The organism is Aliiglaciecola lipolytica E3 (assembly GCF_000314975.1).
Classification (GTDB): Bacteria; Pseudomonadota; Gammaproteobacteria; order Enterobacterales; family Alteromonadaceae; genus Aliiglaciecola; species Aliiglaciecola lipolytica.
Window position 1 is genome coordinate 115,659 of the sequence record NZ_BAEN01000038.1, and the last position, 23,328, is coordinate 138,986.

The 23,328-nt window shown below is 40.4% G+C and carries 18 protein-coding genes and 1 pseudogene; 3 read left to right on the forward strand and 16 right to left on the reverse strand.

The window, feature by feature from the left end:
- Positions 1 to 9: 9 nt before the first annotated feature.
- The 9 genes from modC to GLIP_RS09790 form a co-directional block, all read right to left on the reverse strand.
- Positions 10 to 1,107, reverse strand: a complete 1,098-nt coding sequence (gene modC, locus GLIP_RS09750) for a molybdenum ABC transporter ATP-binding protein (protein WP_008844449.1) — start codon at positions 1,105 to 1,107, stop codon at positions 10 to 12.
- Positions 1,104 to 1,787, reverse strand: a complete 684-nt coding sequence (gene modB, locus GLIP_RS09755) for a molybdate ABC transporter permease subunit (protein WP_008844450.1) — start codon at positions 1,785 to 1,787, stop codon at positions 1,104 to 1,106. Before modB ends, modC begins: the two co-directional genes overlap by 4 nt.
- Positions 1,784 to 2,512 (reverse strand): molybdate ABC transporter substrate-binding protein, encoded by a 729-nt coding sequence (gene modA / locus GLIP_RS09760; RefSeq protein WP_008844451.1) that lies wholly within the window; start codon positions 2,510 to 2,512, stop codon positions 1,784 to 1,786. Before modA ends, modB begins: the two co-directional genes overlap by 4 nt.
- Before the next feature lie 82 nt (positions 2,513 to 2,594).
- Positions 2,595 to 3,257 carry an SDR family oxidoreductase gene (locus tag GLIP_RS09765; RefSeq protein ID WP_008844452.1) on the reverse strand — a complete coding sequence of 221 codons (663 nt, stop codon included), beginning with the start codon at positions 3,255 to 3,257 and terminating at the stop codon, positions 2,595 to 2,597.
- Positions 3,258 to 3,259: 2 nt separating this feature from the next.
- Positions 3,260 to 4,024 (reverse strand): 3-deoxy-manno-octulosonate cytidylyltransferase, encoded by a 765-nt coding sequence (gene kdsB / locus GLIP_RS09770; protein WP_008844453.1) that lies wholly within the window; start codon positions 4,022 to 4,024, stop codon positions 3,260 to 3,262.
- Entirely contained in the window at positions 4,021 to 4,227 is a 207-nt protein-coding gene (locus tag GLIP_RS09775; RefSeq protein ID WP_008844454.1) for a Trm112 family protein, read from the reverse strand. The genes kdsB and GLIP_RS09775 overlap by 4 nt, the downstream gene beginning before the upstream one ends.
- A gap of 1 nt (position 4,228) precedes the next feature.
- On the reverse strand, positions 4,229 to 5,221 hold the full coding sequence (gene lpxK, locus GLIP_RS09780) for a tetraacyldisaccharide 4'-kinase (RefSeq protein ID WP_008844455.1): 993 nt from the start codon (positions 5,219 to 5,221) through the stop codon (positions 4,229 to 4,231).
- 3 nt (positions 5,222 to 5,224) lie between these two features.
- Positions 5,225 to 6,973 (reverse strand): lipid A export permease/ATP-binding protein MsbA, encoded by a 1,749-nt coding sequence (gene msbA, locus GLIP_RS09785; RefSeq protein ID WP_008844456.1) that lies wholly within the window; start codon positions 6,971 to 6,973, stop codon positions 5,225 to 5,227.
- A 145-nt stretch (positions 6,974 to 7,118) separates the two neighbouring features.
- A complete protein-coding gene (locus GLIP_RS09790) occupies positions 7,119 to 9,419 on the reverse strand; it encodes a DNA internalization-related competence protein ComEC/Rec2 (protein ID WP_008844457.1) in 2,301 nt (766 codons plus the stop codon).
- Positions 9,420 to 9,505: 86 nt separating this feature from the next.
- On the opposite strand from GLIP_RS09790, the gene GLIP_RS09795 reads away from it, so the two are divergent.
- Positions 9,506 to 10,030 carry a DUF2062 domain-containing protein gene (locus GLIP_RS09795; protein ID WP_008844458.1) on the forward strand — a complete coding sequence of 175 codons (525 nt, stop codon included), beginning with the start codon at positions 9,506 to 9,508 and terminating at the stop codon, positions 10,028 to 10,030.
- Between the two features lie 27 nt (positions 10,031 to 10,057).
- Here GLIP_RS09795 and GLIP_RS09800 read toward each other — a convergent pair whose 3' ends face one another.
- The 4 genes and pseudogenes from GLIP_RS09800 to smc all read right to left on the reverse strand — a co-directional run bounded on the left by GLIP_RS09800 (position 10,058) and on the right by smc (position 17,516).
- Entirely contained in the window at positions 10,058 to 10,480 is a 423-nt protein-coding gene (locus tag GLIP_RS09800; RefSeq protein WP_008844459.1) for a DUF1801 domain-containing protein, read from the reverse strand.
- Between the two features lie 52 nt (positions 10,481 to 10,532).
- The gene (gene ligA / locus GLIP_RS09805; protein ID WP_008844460.1) at positions 10,533 to 12,560 is read right to left on the reverse strand and encodes an NAD-dependent DNA ligase LigA; all 2,028 of its coding nucleotides are present in this window, start codon (positions 12,558 to 12,560) and stop codon (positions 10,533 to 10,535) included.
- Between the two features lie 78 nt (positions 12,561 to 12,638).
- Complete coding sequence (gene zipA, locus GLIP_RS09810) at positions 12,639 to 14,015, reverse strand: cell division protein ZipA (protein WP_008844461.1); 1,377 nt, start codon at positions 14,013 to 14,015, stop codon at positions 12,639 to 12,641.
- Between the two features lie 21 nt (positions 14,016 to 14,036).
- Positions 14,037 to 17,516: pseudogene (smc, locus tag GLIP_RS09815) on the reverse strand (chromosome segregation protein SMC).
- Positions 17,517 to 17,660: 144 nt separating this feature from the next.
- Between smc and cysZ the strand changes: the two are divergent.
- Positions 17,661 to 18,407: a sulfate transporter CysZ gene (gene cysZ / locus GLIP_RS09820; RefSeq protein ID WP_008844462.1), complete on the forward strand. Its 747-nt coding sequence runs from the start codon at positions 17,661 to 17,663 to the stop codon at positions 18,405 to 18,407.
- Between the two features lie 43 nt (positions 18,408 to 18,450).
- Here the strand turns inward: cysZ and GLIP_RS09825 are convergent, their stop codons facing one another.
- Genes GLIP_RS09825 through nlpI form a run of 3 tightly spaced genes read right to left on the reverse strand, consistent with a single transcriptional unit; the run spans position 18,451 to position 22,552 of the window.
- Entirely contained in the window at positions 18,451 to 20,145 is a 1,695-nt protein-coding gene (locus tag GLIP_RS09825; protein WP_008844463.1) for a sensor domain-containing protein, read from the reverse strand.
- A 60-nt stretch (positions 20,146 to 20,205) separates the two neighbouring features.
- Complete coding sequence (locus tag GLIP_RS21430) at positions 20,206 to 21,642, reverse strand: SEL1-like repeat protein (protein WP_008844464.1); 1,437 nt, start codon at positions 21,640 to 21,642, stop codon at positions 20,206 to 20,208.
- A 16-nt stretch (positions 21,643 to 21,658) separates the two neighbouring features.
- Positions 21,659 to 22,552, reverse strand: coding sequence for a lipoprotein NlpI (gene nlpI / locus GLIP_RS09835; RefSeq protein WP_008844465.1), 894 nt, complete (start codon positions 22,550 to 22,552; stop codon positions 21,659 to 21,661).
- A gap of 245 nt (positions 22,553 to 22,797) precedes the next feature.
- Here nlpI and cdd point away from each other — a divergent pair, with 245 nt between their 5' ends.
- Positions 22,798 to 23,259 carry a cytidine deaminase gene (gene cdd / locus GLIP_RS09840; protein WP_407638175.1) on the forward strand — a complete coding sequence of 154 codons (462 nt, stop codon included), beginning with the start codon at positions 22,798 to 22,800 and terminating at the stop codon, positions 23,257 to 23,259.
- Positions 23,260 to 23,328 lie beyond the last annotated feature (69 nt).

Below are 23,328 nucleotides of genomic sequence, written 5' to 3' on the forward strand. Positions count from 1 at the left end.
AGCGGAAATTCAAACGTGAATTTCCGCTAATACAACCGCTTTTATTTGCGCAAATAATGGAAGTTGTTTAACAATTTTCAACTGGTTAAAAGATTTTTGGGTTATTTGACTGAGAATAAATCTGCGCCCTACTCTCAATTTGAGAATGACACTTGCATTTTCTGTGAATTTAAACTCTTCAACCGTTGCAGGAAGTATGTTCAATATGCTCGTATCTTGGGCATTCGACAAAGCGACACTGACGTCTTTCGCGTGAATCACGACCTTTAAATGCTCACCAACGCTATTACTAATTTGACTTAGATAAAGTGGTCCTGCATCAGTATCAATTTCAGCTACCTGGTTTTGCGTATCAAATGCTTTAACTTCGCCGTGCAAAACGGTTTGAAGGTCTGAACTCAACATTAATGGTTGATTAAGGTCGGTTAACACATTTGCACTTGGCCCTTGCCCCACAACCTCGCCACGATTAATCAAAACAACTTGGCTTGAAAGCCGAGCTAGTTCTGCTTTTGAATGACTTACGTATACCACAGGAATGGATAATTGAATTAATAATTTCTCTAGATAAGCTAAAAACTCGCTTTTTAATTTTTCATCTAATGCAGATAATGGTTCATCCATTAACAACAAGTCGGGCTGAGTCGCTAATGCGCGTGCAATCGCAACCCGTTGCTGCTCTCCACCAGACAAGGTATTGGGTGTGCGTTTTAGTAACGGAGTAAGCTGTAGCAAAGTGATAATTTGAGAAATATCAATGTGTTTCTTACGATTTCTATTGGCTTTTAGCTTTTCACTAAAATAAATATTCTGTTCTACATTCAAGTGTTCGAACAAACTAGGATGTTGAAACACCATGCCGATATGGCGATGTTCAGGGGCAATAAAAGTATCTGCATCTTGCCAAACCTGATGATTGAATTTCACCTTAGCATCAGGCAGCTTTTCTAAACCAGCAATAACGCGTAATAACGTGGTTTTACCCGCACCGGACGGGCCAAATACCGCAGTGACACCTCTGCTGTTAATTTCTACATCAAGCTTGATGTTTGCCTTGTCGACATGCTTATCACCAACTTGTTTTGTAAAGCGGACCAACAAGCTCATTTATTCACCAACATAAATCGTTTATTGGAGGCATAAACAGATAATAGTAAGACAAAGGAAAATATTAATAAGGTTGCCGCCAACCAATGAGCTTGTTGATATTGCAAAGATTCGACGTGTTCATAAATTGCAATTGAGACCACTTGAGTTTGACCGGGGATATTTCCACCAATCATCAAAACCACGCCAAACTCCCCTAGGGTATGGGCAAAACCTAATACGGCAGCGCTAATTAAACCCGGTCTGATTATAGGGATGATAACGCTAAATAATCGCTCTGATTTTGAAGCCCCCAAAGTCGAGGCGACTTCTAATGGTCTTATCGATAGACCTGCAAATGCGGTTTGCAATGGTTGAACCACAAATGGCAGCGAATAAACACATGAGCCGATTATTAACCCCGTAAAACTAAAAGCCAAATTACCTGCACCTAACGCTGTGGATATTTTACCTAATACGCCATCTGGACTCATTAATAACAATAAATAAAAGCCCAGCACGGTCGGTGGCAGTACTAATGGTAACGCGACTAACGCTTCAAAAAAAAATTTAAAACGCCATTGTGATTTTGCTAACCAATAACTAAGCGGTAAGCCAATTAATAACAATAAAACAGTTGAGATAAGAGCTAGTTTTATGGTCAACCACAAGGCGAGTAGATCTGATTGGCTCAACATCATGGCAGAATATAACCACTTTTCAGGATAATATCGCGCGCCGATTGCGTTGATAGAAAAGCCACAAACTTAGCTGCTTCGGGTTTATTTGTGATAAGTACCGCTTGTTGACGAATGGCTTGATAGTTGTTGTCGTCTAACTCTGTAAACGAATGTGTGGGCAAATTGCCGGTCATAGACATAGCAATAAAACCCATTTGTGCATTACCTGTTTCAACAAATTGCAATGCTTGATTCACATTTTCCCCCATCACAATTTTATTCTTGAGCGATTGCCAAATTTGTTTGCTAGTCATCCAGTCTTTTGCCGCCTCTCCATAAGGCGCAATTTTAGGATTGGCTATGGCAATATATTTTACGTCGTTGTTGGATAGCAATTTTACACAAAACTGTGACGAATCAACTGCTGGGTGGTAAACCGCAAGGCGGCCAAAAGCATAGGTAAACGCTTTGTTTTTATGCGTAAAACCTTGTTTCTGCAATTGTTGAGGACGAACATCATCAGCTGAAAAAAACAGGTCATATGGCGCACCATGAGTAATCTGTGCGTACAACTTGCCTGTTGAGCCAGCGCTAACGATTAGTTGGCTTTGATGAGTTTGTTCAAAGGCAATTTGCAGTTGCTTAAATGTAGTTAAAAAATTACTCGCAACAGCCACATAAACCGTTTCTTTAGCTTGCGCAAATTGCCCTATGGAAAGTGAAACTCCAAAGAGCAAAATAAGCATGAACTTGCAGATTATGCTAACAATGATCCTCTATCCTTAAAAAATAACATTGTTACTGGTTCTGAAACCCAATTGCGATAAATTACCAAGGTAGAATCTCTCCATTGGAATGCCAAAAACTACCGGTATTATTCAAATTCAGGTCTTCAATTCGATCAAGTAAACGCGAAGCCGCATCTTCAGCTGAAATGTCCCCACCGTAGCTGACCATTTCAGTTTGTACATAACCTGGATGCAAAAGTGCCACGGCAATCCCGCGTTCTTTTAAGTCATTGGCCATGGAAACCCCCACAGCATTAAGCGCAGCTTTTGACATACGGTAACCATAGTAGCCGCCTGAAGCATTATCTGCTAAAGAACCCATACGGCTGGTGATATGCGCGACTTTAGCACCCTTCTTAAGTTGCTCGAGTAACACTTGTGTAACCAATAAGGGGCCCAATGCATTTACTCTAAACTGATGTTCAATGGTGTGCGGGTCCCATTCGTCAATCGAATCTTTTCCTAACACGCCAGCGTTATTAATTAATAAATCAATTTTAACGTCTTTGATTTTTGCCAACGCATTGGGAAGCGCGTCGGGGTTACCAACATCGACTTTGGTCACAACTTTAGCATTACTTTCGTTTAGTTCATCAGAACTATGACGGCACAATGCGTAAACATCCCATCCTTTCGCTAAAAGTTGTTTCGTTAATTCTAATCCAATTCCTCGATTAGCGCCGGTTATCACTGCATTTGGCATAATCACTCTCCATCTTTTAGGGTTTGAATAAGTTTCTCAAGATCTTCAGGTGTATCAATTCCAGTGGGTGGCGCTTTTTGCGCTTCATCCACATGAATACGTTCGCCATGCCACAAAACACGCAACTGCTCTAGTGATTCGATTTGCTCTAAACCAGAAGGCGCCATATTCACATATTGTTTAATAAAGCCTGCTCGATACGCATAAATACCAATATGGCGAAGATAAAAGTCGCCAATTTCATCAATGCTATCGGCATCCATAAAACGCGAACGGTCATAAGGGATTGCGGATCGAGAAAAATACAGTGCGTAGCCCATTTTGTCAGTGACTACTTTCACTACATTGGGATTAAATGCGTCTTCTACGTCAGAAATTCTCACCCCTAGCGTGGCCATCTCAGCATCTTTGTACTGAAACAAATTCTCTGCAACTTGACGAATATTCGCAGCTGGAATAAAAGGTTCATCACCTTGTACATTAACGACTAACTCATGTGCCAAAAGCCCTTCGACATCCACTACCTCAGCTAGTCTTTCGGTACCAGACTCATGATGTGCAGCGGTCATACAATAATTACCACCAAAATCCGTAACCGTTTTGGCAATTCGCGCATCATCGGTAGCCACTATTACACGTGTTGCGCCTGCTTCCAATGCACGCTCATAAACATGTTGCACCATAGGTTTACCGGAAATTTCAACTAGCGGTTTACCGGGAAAACGCGTTGAGGCGTAACGGGCTGGAATAATGACTGTAAATTTCATAATGGCGCTTTATCCAATTTTTCTATATCTGTTAGAGACAACTCTCGTGCTTCATTTTCGAGCATGACGGGAATGTTATCTTTAATAGGATAGGCTAAACGATCGAAACGACATATCAACTCGGACTCTTTTGGCTGATATTGCAACTTACCTTTGCAAACTGGACAGGCCAATATTTCCAGTAATTTTTTATCAAATGCCATTTTATTTTTGTATCCTTTTAATGGAGTCTAATTTTTGCTTTAAACGTTGTGTAAAATCTAATGGTAATTTTGCATGAATAGGTAAAAACCACCAATTATCTTTTGCCATATCGCGACATTTAACAGCATCTTTTTCTGTCATCACTATTGTCCCTTCGGGAAAATCGCCTACTTTAAATTGATAGTGATCAATAAATGAAATTTGCTGTTTTACCTCGACAAGACGTTCCAATAAAGTAAAAAATCGTTGAGGATTTCCTATCGCTGCCATCGCCGTAACGGCTTCTTCAACCTCTGTTGTAGGTTTGGTCAGACGTTGATTTTTTATATTAATTAAATCACCTGGAATTATTTCCATCAACATTTCTGATGCGCTTGGTGTTCCGCTATTGTTGATTACAAAATCAACTTTTGTCAGCCGATGGATGCTTTCTCGTAATGGCCCCATTGGTAACAGCCAGCCATTACCATGTTTTCTGGCCCCATCAATCACCACTATTTCAATGTCGCGATGTAGTGCGTAGTGCTGTAATCCATCATCACAAATTACGATATCACATTGATGTTGTTCAACTAAATATTTGGCACCACGAGGACGTTTTGGGTCGATGACAACAGGACAAGATACCCGTTGCTTGATCAATAATGGTTCGTCTCCTACTCGGCTTACATCGCTTTGAGCGTTTACACTGGCGGGATAAAAAGAAGCGTTTCCACCATACCCTCGACTAAGAATGCCAGGACGATAGCCTTGTTCTATCAACCAGTTTGCTAAAAATACGACGAGCGGGGTTTTTCCGTTTCCACCGACCGATATATTGCCAACCACAACAATTGGCACAGGAATTTTATGGGATTTAAGCCAGCCGAATTTGTAGCCTAATCGGCGTGTAGTAGACAACAGCCAAAAAAGACAGGTGAAGGGAAAAAACACCCACTTTACAATTCGGTATAGCAGCGATTCTTCAAACCATACTTTTTCAATAAAGGTCACTTACTATTTATTCCCTTCACTAAATTGCAAACTGTGCAATTGAGAATAAGCGCCTTGCTGCGCAAGCAATGTCTGGTGATCACCTTTCTCAATTATTTGTCCTTGCTCGATTACCATGATTTGATCAGCATTTTCAATTGTAGATAAGCGATGCGCCACTACAATACTGGTTCTGTCTTGCTGTAGCTTTTCAAGCGCATCTTGGATTAGACGTTCAGATTCAGTATCTAAAGCAGAGGTAGCTTCATCCAAAATTAATATTGGTGCATCCAATAAAATCGCGCGGGCAATTGCAATTCGTTGACGTTGACCACCAGATAATTTCAGACCATTTTCTCCTACCATAGTGTTAAAACCCTCTGGCAGTTGATTGACAAATTCTTGTACATGCGCAATTTTAGCCGCTTCCAATACACGGGCTTCATCAACTTGTTCAGAAGCATACGCAATATTGTTAAAAATCGTGTCATTAAATAACGTGACATGTTGCGATACCAAGGCAAATTGTTTGCGCAAATCAGTGAGCTTTATATTTTCAATAGGTATATCGTCGAGCCTGATTTGGCCTTGTTGGATATTGTAAAAACGCGTTAATAAACTGGATATTGTAGATTTGCCACTGCCTGAACGACCGACTAACGCATAAGTTTGGCCTTCTCCCACGCTGAATGAAACATCTTTTAATGCTGGCGTTTCAGTTTCAGGATAGTAAAAAGTGACATTATCAAATTCTATTTTTCCCTTTAGACGATTAATCCGTTCTTGCCCATTATCGATTTCAATTTCTCGATCCAAAACTTCAAAAACACTAGCACAAGCCGCCATACCTTTTTGAAACTCGCTGTTGACAGTAGTGAGTTGTTTTAGCGGTTTCAATAACATCGTCATACAAACCACCACGGTGGTGAAAATTCCGGGGGTTAAACCCTCTACCATACTCGGCAGACTTGAAATGTAGAGCACTACAGCGAGGGCGACGGAAGCTAAGACTTGAATAGAAGATACGCTCAACACGCGCGCAACGACTAATTTCATATTTTGTTGACGGTTGTGATTGTTGCGTTCCCTAAAACGTGACTTCTCTTGCTGCTGACCACCGAACATAAGAACGACTTTATGCCCTTTGATCACCTGCTCAACTGATGAGGTCAAATTCCCCATTGTTTGCTGAATACTCTTACTTACAATACGAAAACGTTTGCTCACAATAGAAACAATGATGGCGACTACCGGTCCAATTAATATGAATACCAATGACAATTGCCAAGAATAATAAAACATTACCGCAAGTAAACCGATGACAAATGCGCCCTCTCTAATCAAAGTTAATAGGGCTTTACTTCCAGCGCCAGATACTTGCTCAGTGTCATAAATTACTTTTGAAATTAACCCACCAGAGGCGTTGTTATCATGGAAAGAAACCGGTAAATACATATACTTTTCAAACAGTTGCTGGCGCATCTTCATGACAATATTACTGCCAATCCAAGACAAGATATAGGTACCTAAAAAGTTAAATAATCCTCTCGCAATAAAAATAGGGACAACGAAATATGCAGCCGTGCGCAAGGTTTCATAATTTTGCTTACCTAAACTGTTATCGATAATCGGCTGCAACTGAGAAAAAATCCAGGAATCAATTGCCGCATAGCCTATCATGCCGATAATCGCCATAAAAAAAGCTAATTTGAATTCCTTCAAATAAACTAAAAATCGTCTAAAAAGAGGTTGTGTTGGAAGCGCTGAATTCATTAATGTGCAACTTATACGTTAGGTAACCTGTTGATTGTAACTGTATTATCTTTTCAATAAAAATTGATATTAACATTAATCTAGTAATTGCATAAATTTGCCTTTCGCATTTTATCCGCAAAAAGCCGCTTTAATCGAAAAACTATCATGGCCATAGGTAACGACTAAACCAACTTTGCATGGGGTCTTGACGAAAACGACTGACTTTAATCGGTTTCCCATTTCTAGAGAACGTAAAAGTAATTTGTCCCGACTGAGCGGTCGACATAAGCTCGACCTTTTGATTGACAAATCGATTCACAACTTGTTGTTTAGGAAAGTCCCATCGATTTAAATACCCTTGACTGAAAATAGCATATTGGGGCGAAGTTGCTTGAATAAAAGAGTCTAGTGACGATGTGTCGCTGCCGTGATGGGCGGCAACAAGTATATCAGTGTTTAATTTGTTTCCCAGCTCAGTGACTAATCGCTTTTCCACATACTTACTGATATCGCCCGGTAGTATGACCGATTGGATACCATCAGATATCTGTAATACACATGAAAAATCATTGCCCTTACCGCGATGATCGATTTCCGGCCATAACCCTCTAATCGTCAGTTTTTCCCATTTGATAACCAGCTGGTTATGACACATATCCTGATTTGATAAGAATGCGCCAACATTAATTCCTGACAAAAGTTGCGGTAAGCCACCGGCATGATCATTATCAAAGTGACTTATTACCATCCAGTCGAGTTGATTGATATTTTCATGCTTTAGGAGTGGTAAAATTACCGCTTCGGACATGTTGAAGCGGCTCGGAAATGCTGCTCCTGTATCGTACAATAGCGCCCTACCATCTTGTTCAACCAAGACTGACAAGCCCTGCCCCACATCCAACACATGCAGTTTCCAAGAGGTCGATTGGGATGGTAAAAAATAGCTTAAGAAAGGTAAGAGACCAATGATTGCCGTTAATTTAATTCGTCGATTTAGTGGCACAAAAACGGCAATCGTTGCGATAAAAACGCTGAACCAAACAATAATTGGCATACCGGGTAGTTCGAACCGTGACCAACTTAGCTGCTGAAAATAATGCAAGCCTATCAAGCAAAAATCTAATAAACGATCGACCCAAGAAAAAAACCATGCAGCCCAGTTTTGACTAAACAATAACGAAAAGCAGCCTAACAGACACAACGGGACGATAATTAACGTCACCACAGGAACTGCAATCACATTCACAATGGGAGAGCTTACCGACACCATGGAAAAATACACGGCAACCACGGGTAGCATCAACAAACTCAGCATTAGCTGCAAACGAATAATCGATTTACTTACCTGTATGCTGCGATTCAAAACGCGGTGTGACTGTATATCGGCAACGTTTACAGGCCAGAGCCATGAAACGACAGCAATAAAGGCGATTGCACCAAAACTCAACCAAAAACTCGCACTGAGTAAACTCATTGGCTGAATTAGGATAAAAATAAACATGTTTAATATTATGAACCACTTAAAAGTGATATATCGTTTGCTAAAAAGCATTAATGCCCAAAGTGTTAACATTATCCATGCTCTGAGAGTCGGTAACGAAAAGCCCGCGATATAGGCATAAAAAAACGTCGCTATAAGTGTGATCAGAAGCGAGATATATTGATAGTTAACTCGTTGGGGTAACGTAACTATACGGCCAAACAAACGTAACAACTGGGTGAATATAAAATAACAAAGCGACGCTACCACGCCTAAGTGCAATCCCGATATCGCCACAAGATGAGCAACGCCCGTTGTTTGCATCATTTGCCAATTTTGCTGAGTTAATCCGGAACGATCGCCAAAGGTCATAGCTGCAATCCAACTGGAATGGCGCAGTTCGATTGATTTAAATTTATCGATTAGCCGTTGTCGTACAGTAACGTTGTTTTCCTGTAACTCAGCGCTATCATTTAAAACATACCCTGTCGCTACGATATTATTGGAAATTAACCACTTTTGATAATTAAACCCACCATCATTAGCGAGGCCATGTACCGGCTTTAGTTTTACCGACAAGTTAACACGCTGCCCCTGCTTCAATGGCCAAGCTGGCAACTTCCAATTTAGTCTTACTCTCGGCTGTGTATAACTTGTTTTACCATTAATAGAAGAAATCACTAAATTGAACTTAGTATTTTCTAAATCACTTACAATAGTTTCGATTGATCCTGTTACTTGCTTTATTTGTCGAATATCTTGCTCTGATAGTTGCCAATTAACCCGCCAATGGCCTACACTCGCCATCCACACTATTGCAAAAAGAGTGGATGTAATGCATATCATTGCTGACACATTTAGTTTGCAGAAAAATAGCGCATTTTTGGAATATCGTGTGGTAAGCCAGGCAATGACAAGAAAAACTGGCAACAGATAAGGACTAGGGAGATGTGGCCACACTAAACTGGACACTGAAATTGTCACAAAACTGACCACCCAAAGTTGTTTATTCCGTTGTATAGTATTTAGCAATTCCTTTGCCTTAACTGTGGTGTAAAATTCGGTAGACTATGCCTAAAAAGATTATTAAACGCTTTTTACCAGATCATCAAACGATCAAAAACCATAAAGCGTTAAAAATGTTCGGAACTGTACTACATGACCCCAATTTATGGCATTTGAACCGAAAATCTGCTTCTGGTGCATTTGGGATTGGGTTATTTTTTGCGTGGTGGCCAGTTCCCTTTCAAATGTGGTTAGCCGCCGCATCCGCTATTCCAATGCGCGTCAATCTGCCCTTGTCTATGGCGACCGTTTGGGTGACCAACCCTTTTACTATGCCTCCGATGTTTTATCTTGCCTATTTGATAGGTACCACGGTTTTAGGTGCACCTGAACGCCATTTTAAGTTTCAATTAAGCTGGCAATGGGTGGTACAAAGTATGGAAACGATTGGTCCGGCATTTTTACTTGGCTGCGGGATATGTTCGGTTGTATGTGGGTTAGCGGGATATTTAGGGCTAGACGCTATTTGGCGTTATTCAGTAAGCAAAGCATGGAAAAACCGCAAACTAAGACGTAAAAAAATGCAATAACACTGTTTTTTTTGTTAAATACGGTATTTACTCTGGATATCGAAGATTCATAACCGCTATATCTGACTTGATGATACTGGCTAAAACGGCTAAGTCCACATCTGCTAATTTGTTAATATATAAACATGCTTTACTGGTTTTATGTTTCCCTAAATTCTCCATCAGCTCTGGTTTTTCTGCCATCCCTGCTCCCACATAAACACTTAAGTTTTGTTTTCGCGGTGAAAACCCGCTGCGCATAAACGCTTGTTTTTTGCCACTAGCTAATGCATATGTATATGTGCCAAAACCAATAATACTGCTCCCCCAAAGCACAGGTTGCTCACCTGTGATGTCTTTAAACATATCCAATAGCACTAGCGCATCTTCACGCCTTTGAGCATTTTCAACTTGGTTAATAAATTCTATGACATCAGCTTCTGTAGGTTGTGTTTTATTTTCTGAAGACATAACAGTTGCCATCCCAATAAAAAGTTAATCGGATTAAATACTTCAGTGATATCTAGTGTCGTGCGAGCAACGCGATTAGTTCTTGTTCGGTTAACACCGCAACACCTAAATCCTGCGCTTTAGTGAGCTTGGAACCCGCTTTTTCACCTGCGACTAAATAATCTGTTTTCGCAGATACGCTGCCAGACACTTTCGCACCTAATGCTTGTAATTGTGCTTTTGCATCATTGCGTCCCATACTTTCTAGGGTACCCGTTAATACAAAGGTCTTATCTTTTAAAGGTAGTTCATCGGCGGACTTTTGTATTATTTCAGGCCAAGTTAATCCGACATTTAGCAACTCATCAATTACCTCAATGTTATGCTGCTCTCGCAAAAAGTGATAAACATGCGCCGCTACAATCACACCAACATCGCTAACCGCTTGTAAAGATTCTTGATCAGCGGCTTTTAAAGCTTCTAAGTTACAAAAATGGTTGGCTAAATTTGCAGCCGTCGCTTCACCGACCTCACGAATTCCCAGAGCATATAGAAATTTAGGAAAGGTGGTCTGTTTTGCATCTAATAATGCGTTGATCAAATTAGCAACTGATTTATCTCCCATACGCTCCATATTCGAAAGCTGCGATATATCTAACTTGAAGAAATCAGCAGGACTTTTCACTAAACCAATATCAACCAATTGTTCAATTAATTTATCACCTAAACCATCTATATCCAGCGCCTTTCGAGAAGCAAAGTGCTTCATCGCCTCTTTGCGTTGTGCGGCGCAAAATAATCCACCACTGCACCTCGCGACCGCCTCACCTTCAATTTTTTCAATTGCTGAGTCACAGATTGGACAATTGCTAGGAAAGGTTATTTCACTGGCGTCATCAGGGCGCATTTTAGACACCACTGAGACAACTTGGGGAATAACATCCCCGGCACGTCGAATAATGACCGTATCGCCTTTCTTTACCCCCAAGCGTTGAATTTCATCTTGATTATGCAAGGTGGCGTTGGAAACAGTAACACCACCTACAAATACCGGTTCTAAGCGAGCCACTGGTGTTATGGCACCGGTACGGCCGACCTGAAATTCGACGTCTAAGAGCTTGGTCATTTGCTCTTGTGCTGGGAATTTTTGCGCAATCGCCCAACGTGGTGCTCGGGAAACAAATCCTAATTGCTGTTGTAAATCGATATCATTGACTTTGAATACAACACCATCAATTTCATAGCTTAAGGCATCACGCATTTGGCCTATTTTGGCAAAATAGGCATGACATTCCTCATCCCCCACCGCCACATCAATTTCATTGCACACAGGCAATCCCCAACTCACCAATTGAGCCAAGCGTTGACTGTGTTTGTTTGCTAAGTTCTCAACTTCTCCTTCAACTAAACCTACTGAATACGCGTAAAACAACAAAGGGCGACTAGCGGTTATTTTTGGATCTAATTGGCGTAAACTACCAGCTGCAGCATTGCGAGGGTTGGCGAACACTTTTTTATCTGCTTCTCGCTGGGTTTGGTTTAGCTTTTCAAAACCAAGTTTAGGCATAAAGACTTCGCCTCTTACCTCCAAACGCGCTGGGTATTGATTCCCACGTAAGGTTAGCGGCACGTTTTTAATGGTTTTAACATTAGTCGTAATGTTCTCGCCAACTTTTCCATCTCCCCGGGTGGCTGCTCTTACCAATACCCCGTTTTCATATAAAATACTGACCGCCAAACCGTCTAATTTAGGCTCGCAGCTATATTCCAATGTTATATCTTGTTTTAGTCTATCGACGATACGTTTATTAAACGCGGTTAATTCTTCATCATTAAAAGCATTGTCTAATGACAACATTGGCACTTCATGCTCAACTTGAGTAAAGGCAGACAGCGGCGCGCCCCCGACTTTTTGACTAGGGGAATCTGGCGTCATTAATTCAGGGTGCTGTTTTTCTAACTTAATCAATTCTTGCATTAAGCGATCGTATTCTGCATCCGGCACCGACGGATCGTCTAATACATAGTATTGATAATTATATTCGTTGATCTGTGTGCGAATATCATTTAATTGCTGCAAAAGAGGGGCAGATTGAGTCATGTCTATACCTGCGAAAAGATAGTAGATAGGGAACAAATTTAAGGGACCGCGCATAAGCAATCCCTAAAAAGTAGTGTACTAGCGTGCGATCATACGTTTACGTTCAAATTCTCGAATCTTTTCTACGTATTGTTGCAAGCTTTGCTTCGTTAAGGCGCTACGTCTGCCATCTAAAACCTGAGCAGAAAACTCATCAGCAATTTTGCGCGCCGCATTGTGCATCATATTAAAAACTTGATGGGGATCACCTTCAATGGGCAACATCATAAATAATGACACACCCAAGGTATTAAAGTTTTCAAGGTTATCGATATCGAACACGCCGGGTTTGAACATATTCGCTAAACTGAATAATACTGGCCCTTTACCGTTACTGTTAACATGGCGGTGGAAAATATCCTGATCACCAAACTTAAATCCGAGGGTCAATAACATGGGCAAAAGCGCCGCACCTTGAATGGGATTGTCATCATTCGCTTTCACATTGATTACCAACACTTGTTGTTCTTGCTGTTGGACATTTTCTTCGACATGATCACTATTTGTTGCCGGTTTAACCGTTGTTTGCGCTTCTGCTTCAGGCTCATCAAAATCGATTTTCATTTGATCTTCACGAATTTGCGGCTCTCTACGTTTACGTGTTTTTGGCTCAGATTTGCTGCGTTTTACAAAGTTGCGCGCTTGATCCGCAAGACTCATTTTACTGACGCCTTCAGAATTTGCGGTACTTGCCACTTCTGATTCTTTTTCACTAGATTGCTCAGAATTGTTCGCAGTCTTCACAACTGGCTTATCATCTTTATCAGAAGATGACGGCTCTTTCACCGGTGCAGAGAAATCAGTGGTTGAATCCGCTTTGGGTGGTTTTTCGCCCGCTTCAAGCTCCGATGTTTTAAGTAAAAATGGGGGTGGTTCTGGTATATCGGCTGTATCACTACTTTCAATGGCACTCATCCGACTACGCATTGCTTGCACTTGCTGCGCTGCATATTCAGGTTTAGGTTGTGTTACCACAGAAGAATAAATTTTAGGCTTAGAGGCCGGAGAATCTTGCTTAATGACTTCATCTGCCGTTTTCGACATATCGGTTTCCGCTACGTCTTGAGGCTCTTCATTTTTTGCTTGTTCTGCAGATGGCGTGTCTGTGGAAGATGGTTCTTTTGCTGCAGTGCTAACCACACGAACAGCGCCAATGCCTAACTCGTCAAAATTATCATCGCTCAAATTAGGCTCAATTTTATCGCGTTTCGGATTAAACTCGATAACGTCTGAATCAGATTCTAGATCGACATCTTCTATTTCGTCGTCATCATAATCTTCTTCCCAATCTTGAGTTTCAAGGCTTGCATGACCTTTGTCTTGTGCATTTTTACGCACACTCCACATGCCATGTATTAAAATACCGATAATGGCGATAGCGCCTATGACTAAAAATGCTAGTCGTAATTCTTCCATATGAGCTTAACTACCCTATTTTTATGCTTGAGCAATCGCAACAGCTTCTTCAACATCTACGGCTACCATGCGCGAAACGCCCGGTTCAGCCATAGTCACACCCGTTAAATGTTTAGCCATTTCCATCGCAATTTTATTATGGGTGATATATATAAATTGCACACTTTTTGACATTTCAGACACCAACTTACAAAAGCGCCCCACATTGGCATCGTCCAAAGGCGCATCCACCTCATCTAATAAACAAAATGGTGCAGGATTTAGTCTGAAAATCGCAAATACCAATGATAAAGCGGTTAGCGCTTTTTCTCCACCAGAAAGAAGGTGAATTGTACTATTTTTCTTGCCAGGTGGTCTTGCCATAATTGTGACTCCTGTTTCGAGTAAATCTTCACCAGTAAGTTCCAAATAAGCTGAGCCACCACCGAACACTTTGGGAAACAGTTCTTTTAAGCCCTGATTAACTTTGTCATATGTATCTTTGAACCTTGCTTTGGTTTCTTTATCAATTTTACGAATCGCACCTTCAAGGGTCTCTAGCGCAGCAACCAAATCTTCATTTTGATCATCTAAATGTTTTTTACGTTGAGATTGAATTTCAAATTCCTCAACCGCAGCAAGATTCACCGCACCGAGTCGACTTACCGATGCAGTGGTATTTTCCAATTGTTGTTGCCATTGATTTTCTTCTGCGTCTTCTGGCAATGTTTCTAATATTGTTTTCAATGTTTGATTTAATTCATCCAACTGTTCAAGCGTACTATTGGCTCGTACTCGGAAACCTTCGCATTCGAGCTTTTTACTTTCAAGCGCACTGCGCATCTGTTGAATTTTTTCGACAATCCCTTGCTGACCTTTTTCCGCACTGGACAATAAGCTTTCAACTTCGGCGAGTTGATCATTTAGCTGAGATTGTTGTAATTCGACCTCAACTCGCTGTTCTAACAACATTGCCAAGGTATTTTCTTGCTCATCAAATGGTTTAGAAAGCTCTGCTAGTTCTTGACTCAATTGGTCTTGTCGATTACGCATAGTTTCCAGCATCTGCTTTGTTCAGCGATTAGAATCTAGCGCTCCTTGATACTGGCTTTTTACTTGTTGTAAAACCAGAGCTAATTGGTGAGATTGAGCGGTTACTGTTTCTACTTGATTGCGTGACAATTGTTCTTGATCAACAAGCTGTGACTTTTGTTGTTCGAAGCTTTGTTGTTGCACAGACATGTCTTCTAATTGAGTTTCCAATTCCTGAACCTGCTCAGCCAATTGTTCAGATTGCAATTCTTCATCTTCTAAAAGTTGCATTTGACGGCTCAGTTCTTCGCTTATTTTAGTTTGCCTGACTAACGTTTGCTGATGTTGCATCTCTAACAAGTTCAACTGATTTTGTTGTTGCGTTAAAGCTTGTTCGGATTGTTGGAAATCTGTTTGCGCTTCTTCAATTTTAATTTCCAGCGCTTTTACCTGATTTGCTGTCCCTAAAACTGTTTCTTCAAGCGGAATTTGTCGGTCTGAATACACCCGTTGCCTAGTATCATGCAATTCAACTAATTTTGCCGCTCGTTCAATCATGCCTTGTTGTTTTTCGGTATCTCCTAAATCAAGCCAATCTAGGCCAAATCGTTGTCCATTTTTAGTCACAATCGATTGACCACTGCTTAAACTTGCTTGTAATTCAAGAGCTTGTTCAACTGTATCTACGGCTAGAATGTGCGTAAACCAATCTGGAATTTCAGTATTTTTTATTTTCTGCGCTAAACTGCCCTCTGGTTTCAGGCTACTTAGACGATCGCCAAGTATTAGTTTACCGCTATCACATTGTATATAGTGTGCTAGCTTATCCGATTCCTGCAACCAATTCGCCTGTTGCCAATCTGCGGTTACTGCTTCCACTGCTTTTTCCCAGCCAGTTTCAACTTCGAGTACCTGCCACAAAGGCTGAAATTGTGCATCATGTAGATGTAAAGTATCGACTAATGAATGGTCGCTTTGTGACATTTTTTGCAGGCTTTCAAGAGCAGAAATTTGTGCATCTAGCTGTTGAATCTCACCTTTTACTTCAAAAAGTGATTGTTGTTGAGAGGTTTCTTTTTCACGCTGAAGAACCAAGTTTTGTTTACTGTCGTGAAGGCGCTGTTTGGTATGTTGAAAACGCCCCTTCGCTTGCGCAACTTGATGCTGTAAACTTTCAATTTGTTGCGCCAAAACATCATGTTCTAGTTCATTTTGTTCTTGTTGTAATTCGCTAATCCGCTGTTGAGTACGCATTTGCATATTCATCGTCGATTGAATTTGACTGTGGCAGCTTTGCACTTGTTGTTTACAGTTTTGATAGACTCTTTCGTGATCTCGAAATTCACTATCGAGCAATCGCAGCTTTTCTTGGTTTTGCAGTAAAACATCTTGTGCCACTTCTAATTGCGCTTGCAAGGTTTCATGTTCGGGCTCAGATTCAGCTAAATTTAACTCCAGACTCGCAATTTTTGCCGCCTCTTCACTCGCGAAGCCCTCTGATTCACCGATGGCACGCTGCGTTTCTTGCAGTTCACTTTCAATTTGTGCAGAGCGTTGTTTGGCATGTAGCCGATTTTGCTCTAATTTGGTGATTTCCGTGCCTAATTTAAAGTTTTCGTTTTGCAAATCCGTTAGTTGCTGTTTTAAGTTTTGCTGCTGCTCACGATACGTTGTGATGCCCCGCTCGTCTCCGCGTTGCTTTGCAATAAACGCCTCAACTTCATTTTGTTGATGTTCAATCTGATTTTCCAAATTGGCAATATTCTCACTATGTTTCAGCCATCGCAAAGCAGCCAACTCGCCTTTTAAAGTTCGTTCTTTAGCTTTTAAATCTTTGTATTTAATGGCTGCTGTGGCTTGTCTTTGTAACTTATCAAGTTGTTGCCCTAACTCAGAACGCACATCATCTAACCGTTCTAAATTTTCCTTAGTGTGACGAATTCTATTCTCTGTCTCTCTGCGTCTTTCTTTGTATTTAGAAATGCCGGCTGCTTCTTCGATAAACACTCTGAGTTCTTGTGGTTTAGATTCGATTAAGCGCGAAATCATACCTTGTTCGATTATCGCGTAGTTTCTAGGGCCAAGGCCCGTGCCAAGGAATAAGTCGGTAACATCTCTGCGTCTGCATTTTGTTGCATTTAAATAGTAATTTGATTGGGCGTCGCGCGTTACTACCCGTTTAACAGATAATTCCGTGTAATTTGCAAACTCCCCTTGAATTCGCCCTGAAGAGTTATCAAATACCAGTTCCACACTACATTGGGATACAGGTTTACGCGCCGTAGAGCCGTTAAAGATGACGTCTGTCATTGCGTCACCACGCAAATTTTTAGCCGAGCTTTCGCCCAGTACCCAACGCACTGCATCGATAACATTAGATTTTCCGCAACCATTGGGACCAACAATTGCTGTCATATCATCGGGAAACGGAATATTGGTCGGATCAACGAATGATTTGAATCCTGCCAACCGAATTTTCTTCAAGCGCATTTAAGGATAGGTAATCTTTATTATAGTTTGTAGTGAATGTATCAAATGTCATCAAGTGTAACAATTGAGGATTTGTATTGAATCAGCACAAAGTTATACTTAATCCTCATTTTAGGTATTTTTTCGGCGGGAATTAGTAAAACAATGCAAAGTAATAGTGGTACAGGTTATTTTCTTCAGGGCTTTTCTTTAATCAGAACCAAAGGGCTTAAACGATTTGTTTTCATTCCATTGACAGTCAATTTAATCTTATTTTCATTAGCTTTGTACTTTTTAGTAGGCCAAATTGAATCTGGGATTTTATATATCGTTAATATCATTCCTGACTGGGAATGGCTTAGTTGGATTAAACAAGGCTTAGCTTACATTTTGTGGCCTCTTGCTGTAATCACCGTACTCTTGGTTTTTGCTTTATTGTTCGGCACTCTGGCAAACTGGATTGCAGCGCCGTTCAACGGTTTATTAGCTGAAAAAGTAGAGCTGCACCTGACCGGAAAAGGCCTTGGAGACACAGGATTATTAGATGTTTTTAAAGATATTCCACGCACATTGGGTCGCGAGCTCGCCAAACTAGGTTACTATATTCCCCGTGCTATTGGATTTCTAATCCTGTTTTTCCTGTTACCCATAGCTGGACAAGTATTGTGGTTTTTGTTCTCCGCCTGGATGATGGCCATTCAATATTGCGACTATCCATTTGATAATCACAAAATCGATTTTAAAACCATGCGTCTAACATTGAATCAACGCCGCTCCCACTGTTTTTCATTTGGTGTTTTAGTGAGTGTTTTTTCAATGATCCCAATTATAAATTTTTTAGTAATGCCGGTGGCAATATGCGGAGCCACGTCCATGTGGGTCAATGAGTTGCGAGATAAGGTGCCAGATTAATTATCTGGCAATCAGATTCGTCAGCTTTGAAGAATGCACATATTTAATCGTCTGTGGATTCATTATATTGTTGTTGTGATAACAAAAATGTTTCAAAATCTTGATGGCTGAGAGCCTCACTAAACAGATAACCCTGCATAATATGACAATTATTTTGTACTAAGAAATCTGATTGCAATTTGTTCTCTACCCCTTCTGCAACCACCATTATGCCTAGGGTTTCAGCAAGTTGAATGATAGCTTTTACAATGATTTTATCGTGCGGGTTGTTATCTAAGTTACGCACAAACGAACGATCTATTTTTAGCGTATCTACGGGTAATTGCTGTAAATAGCGGAGGGACGAATAGCCCGTTCCGAAATCATCTAAAGTAATACTAAAACCGGATGTTTTGATACGTTTTAAACGCTCAATCAGACCTGCACCGCTCTCTTGCAGAGTACTTTCAGTTACTTCTATACGAATCGCATCTGCACAAAGCTGATATTTTTCAATCAATTGATCAATGAGATCAAAAGTATTCTGCTGATAAAATTGCTTACTCGAAATGTTAATCGATAAGGGAAGGCGTTCTTTAAAACTCTCAGTCCAACCAACCGCGTATTCGAAAGCTTGGGTAATAACTTGATTAAAAATTTCTTTAATTACACCTTTCTTTTCAGCGACGCCAATAAAATCCATCGCGGTTAAAATCCCGCGTTTTGGATGATGCCAGCGCGCTAAGCATTCAACACCAACAATTTTGTTAGTGTGCAGATCTATAACTGGTTGAAAATAAGGTACAAACTGATTTTCCGATAATCCGAGCTGCAATTCTTGTTCAACAACCCTAAGATCCAATAGTTCTTGATTTAATGCATCACTAAAAAACTGATAATGCAATTGCTCATCATGTTTAGCTCGATACATTGCGGCATCAGCATGTTGTAGTAATTCTTCTGCAGTTTGCGCATTATCTGGATAAATACTGATACCAATACTGCAACCAACCTCCATAACATTGGCTCCGCTTTTCACCGGCTTCTTAATCTCACGGATTAGCTTTTCGGTTACTTTAGCGACCGTTTCGGAGTCTTTTATATTACTCATAATCACAGCAAATTCATCGCCGCCCATGCGTGCTACTAAATCGCTTTTTCGTAGCGATTTTTGTAACCGCTCTGCAATCGCACACAGCATGGCGTCACCAGCGTCGTGGCCCATATTATCATTGACTTGTTTAAACTTATCTAAATCAACAAATAACACAGCAAAGCGCTTTTTCTGGCGTTGCGATTGACTAATTTCGTGATCAAATAATTGACTGAACAAAAATCGGTTGGCAAGCCCAGTTAGGCTATCGCGATATGCCAACTGGGCTAGGTTTTCATCTGGCATACTGTTAATCGATTTAACACTTAGTTTGGCAATAAAACAAATAAATCCATTATCATTTTTAATCGGAATTAAATGCAAACTACAGGTCACCAAGCTATTCAATTTATGCGCAACTACTACATCACCAGTCCAGGGTTCTTGCTGTGCTGATTGCAAAATCGATTTCCAATTTTGAGAATCAAATTGTCGCAACAAAAACATTTCTTCCAGCGAATCATTCGTGTCTGCTGAATCCTCAACTTCTATTTGTCTAGCAAACGCATCGTTTGCAAATAACAATTGCCCTTCGTTACCAATCAAACCTATAGGATCAGGTAAATATTGGTAGGCAGCGCACAGTTGTGCAAATTCATTTGACATATTCTAAGCTTCTCATTTGTTATTATTATTAGTGTTAAATCTTAACGACTTCTATTGTCTTTAAGAGCGATACTGATGATATTTACGCCACCAATATCCAGCCTGCTTTTCGTTCCCTTTTGATTCATACCAGTGCGCGAGATTAACGTAAATTGGCACTAATCCCACTTTGTTTTCCAATACATCTAACCAAATTTGCAGATATACGTCAGGAATAACACCTATATCATGATGTTCCATAAACGTGGTTTGGCTTACTGGTTTGTAGGCGGTCACCGGTGTTTGCTGGCAAGTGTATGTTTGAGTTAATTCTAACTCAGAAAACGCTTTTTGATAACGCGCAAAACCAGTCTTATTCATGCGCGGTGGAGAATCTGCAATCGTTAAATTGGGTACTTGGGTATTTTTACACACCTTGTTAGCACTCGTTTTGTCTATTTCGTATTCATCTACAAATCCAGCAAAATGGGCAAGCTCATGTAAAAAAACTCGATAATCATCCTGTTTATCCAAATACATAATACCATTGTGAACGTTCGCTATGCCTGCCTCAGAAACTAAAAGTACATGGGTAAAATCAATTTTTTCAACTAACCTAGACAATACGTTAAGCGAACAAGTAAGCCGTGTTTGTTGCGAATCAGAACAGGCCAACTCGCTAGGTTCAAGCCATATAGGTCGATTTAGACAAATTGGAAAATCTAAAAAACGTGGGTCAGATTCAAAGCTTTGCTTTAATTGATGGATTTTTGAAATGCTAGTTAACGTGCCGGCAATAGGCTGAATATTCATTGCACATTGTCGTTCAACAATCGGTAAACTAACAGTTTCATTTTCATAAACAGGTTGCCAACTAGCCTTATCAATCGCAGTTAACAGCTTTATTGCTTCTTGTTTGACGTCAGCATTACCACCGTTTACTTGGGCGTTTAACCATTGAATACTTTTATTGGGACTTTGTTGTTGCCATAGGTAATCCGCAAACATGTGCATGACGGTTACGTCAGACTCCGCAGCACGATGAAACCAGGGGTTAGATGAATCTGGCTGGTCTGATTGTTTTAACAGATAATAGAGGGCCACAATAGCGTCTTTATGTCCCGCTGCGGCGGCGTTTTCTAGCAGTCTGGTTTGGGTGGTTAAGTTTTCACTTAGACCCGCCAATTGAAATTGACTTTCCACATGACCACTGCGAGCAGCTTGACTTAAATATTGTTTCTTCAAATCAGTATTTGGGCTGTTATTGGCCAAATAGAAAAGTGAAGCCGTAGCGCCTATTTCAGCGCTCTTTGAAATCCAGAAGTGATTATTATTTTGTATTGCAATGGATGAAAGCTGATCTCGTGCTTCAGTATGGTTTTGCTGCGCAGCTAAATACAGTTGACTATAGCCTAACTCTATTCTCTCGCTTAACTGAAACAAAAAGTGCGGAGAGAGCGCAGAGTCAGCTCTTAAGAAAAAGAAAAAACTAATCAGTAACAGTGCGCGTAAAATCATATTTTACATTTTCGCCTCAACTTTTCATGTCTTCAGACGCCTTTTTACGCAACAAATCAATTTCAATACGGGCATAACGATGTTCAACATAATCGTAAATATTGGTGCTTAACACCATTTTGAAATAGTTTAACGCCAACCCTCTTTCACCGCGACTTTCGTAAAATTTGCCCATGTAAAAATAAACTTCACACATGCGCTGATTTAACTCAACTGAGTTTTTTGGACCGATCACAAATCCGTTTAGTAACTTATTTCGCGTTACGTTACCCAAATAAAAGTCTACAATTGCGGTTGCCCAATTGTCCTCAGAAAGCTGCTTTCGATTCGCCCTTAACTCAGCTAATGCCGCATTATAATCAATTTCTTTATGCGCCAAAAACAGCCATAAAGCAGAAAATGGGTTTTCCATGTCTTTTTTGTAAAACCGCTCTAGATCACTTACCGCCAACTCATTTCGTTGACCGTAATACAATGCTATCCCTCGATTTAACAATGCAAAATCAAGTTCTGGATTAATATCGAGTGCCGAATCAAATGATTCATACGCTTCATTAAATTCCATTTGCTGAGTGAAATGGATGCCGATCGCGTTGTAGGCCTCGGCCATATCTGGCTTGAGTTGCTTTGCTCTACCAAAATCATACTGCGCCAAACCTGCTAAGCCGACACTGTCGTATTGAGTGCCACGTAAGAATAGCAATTCAGCTCTTTCTTCGTTGCTTATTGAGGATTGATTTAATATTTGATTATAGCGAGCAATAGCAAGCTGAGCGCGAAAATTTAGTGGTTGTGGCTCAGGAATTAGGATGCTTTCGACCTTAGAATGCAAGGCGGAACCTGAATTTATGCTACATCCAATTAAGCTTGATGAAACAAGAAACAATGACAATAAAATGCGTTTTTTCATATTAACGGTGATGACACTTGAAAAATTATTTAAAAGGAAACGGAAACTAAACTTAATAAGGCATAAAAGTTTAGGAGAATACACTTAACAATAGCCCGCTAAGAGTCGCTTATTTAACGCTAAAAGTAAAGCATAGCCCCGCAGAATAGACTAAGGACAGCCATCAAAATAGACAAAGGACAGCCATCAAAATCAGATGCTTTTGGGTGATGAGTTGCGCTTACAATTAATCTATTGAATGACACATTGGGCTTGTCAAACACCAACTTTTTGTCGCAAACTGTGCGGCCAATTTCAAAAAGTGGAAATATTTGTTGGATAATTCAACTCAGAAACTGATTCAGGCAGCCAAACTAGCTCAACAAAACGCATATGCACCATACTCAAATTTTCAAGTAGGCTCCGCCATTCTTGCCGACAACGGGAAGGTGTATGCTGGATGCAATATCGAAAATGCTGCTTATCCATTAGGCCAATGTGCTGAGGCCGGAGCCATCGCGGCAATGATTTTAGATGGTGGAACAAAAATCGAAAAAATATTGATCGCCAGTCCTAATGAAAAACGATGCCCTCCTTGTGGTGGCTGTAGACAGAAGATAAAAGAGTTTGCCAATCAAAATACACAAATATTAATGTATGACACACAAGAAAATATCACTACTGTAGATATGAAAACCTTGTTACCTTTCGCCTTTGAACTAGATTGATGGCATCTAAAGCAGTGAAAACTATACTTTTGCAGGATTCGAAACTCCCTGCTTTGTGCTAATTTATAA